Annotated in this window: 1 protein-coding gene; it reads left to right on the top strand. The window is 75.4% G+C overall.

Translation table 11 applies throughout. The features are described from left to right. A partial coding sequence (locus tag FHL80_RS25915; RefSeq protein ID WP_216871047.1) for an HNH endonuclease signature motif containing protein occupies window positions 1-1,053 on the top strand: 1,053 nt, incomplete at its 5' end. Window positions 1,054-1,181 lie beyond the last annotated feature (128 nt).

Raw genomic sequence — 1,181 nt, forward strand, 5'->3', positions numbered from 1 at the left:
AAGAGACAGGCCCTGGGGTGGGCGCTGGGCGGGGAGACCCCGGTGCGGTTGGCCGAGCGCGCGGCCGCGGCGTTGATCGCGGTCGATGATGCCGCGGCGGACCGGCGGCGGAAGAAGGCCGAGCAGCACGCGGATGTGACCACCCGGGCGACCGGCGACGGCATGGGGCAGCTGATCGGGGACATGCCGATGCCGGTGGCGGCGGCGTGCCGGGAGGCCGTCGACGGGTATGCGCGGATGGCCAAGGCCGACGGTGACGAGCGGCCGATCGGTCAGCTGCGGGCGCTGGTGATGGCCGATCTGATCCTGCGGCCGTGGGACACCTCGCGGGAGCCGGTGACGGCGCACCTGCAGGTGATCGCCCCGCTGCCGACCCTGCGCCCGCATCCCACCGGCCGCACCGAGGTGCCCACCGATGCACCGACCGACAGCGACACCGCCACGGTGGACGGGGCGCCGATCACCGCCGGGCAGCTGCGGGAGCTGCTGGAGCAGCTGGACGCGCTGTGCCCGGGCGGGCTGCAGCCACCGGCCGGCGGGACCCTGGGCATCTCGCTCACCGACGGGACGGGGGCGTTGCGGGCGGGCGTGACCCGCGGTGAGTTGGAGCGGCTGGTCCGCCGCGGCTGCCCGCGGCACGGACAGTCGGCCGAGTGCGGCTGTGCGGTGCTGGACCGGCCACCGCCGGTGGACCGCTACCGGCCCACTCCCGCGCAGCGGCGGTACGCGCGGGCCCGGGACCGGACGTGCCGGCACCCCGGTTGCCGGCGTCCTGCCCGGTGGACCGAGGCCGACCACGTGCACGCCTCCGCCGAGGGCGGGGAGACCGCCTGCGGGAACCTGTGCTCGCTGTGCCGCCGGCATCACCGCCTGAAGACCCACGCACCGGGCTGGCGGTTCACCATGACCGACGACGGGGTCCTGTCGGTCACCACCCCCTCCGGGGTCACCCGCACGACCCGACCACCTGGTCTGCACCTGCGCGACGACCTCATCCTGGCCCCCGTCGGCGGCCCACCACCCGACTCCGACGACGATCCGCCACCCTTCTGACAGGGCGATGCGTCGGTGCAGCTCGATCCGCGAGACTGTGCCCAGCGTCCGCTGAGCTGCGCGCGAACGCGGTCGCGGGACCGTTCCGTGCGCGGCCCACGAGGAGCAGGGTCGGCGCATGACGACAC

Origin of the sequence: Modestobacter excelsi (assembly GCF_005930495.1) — a bacterium.
Classification (GTDB): domain Bacteria; phylum Actinomycetota; class Actinomycetes; order Mycobacteriales; family Geodermatophilaceae; genus Modestobacter; species Modestobacter excelsi.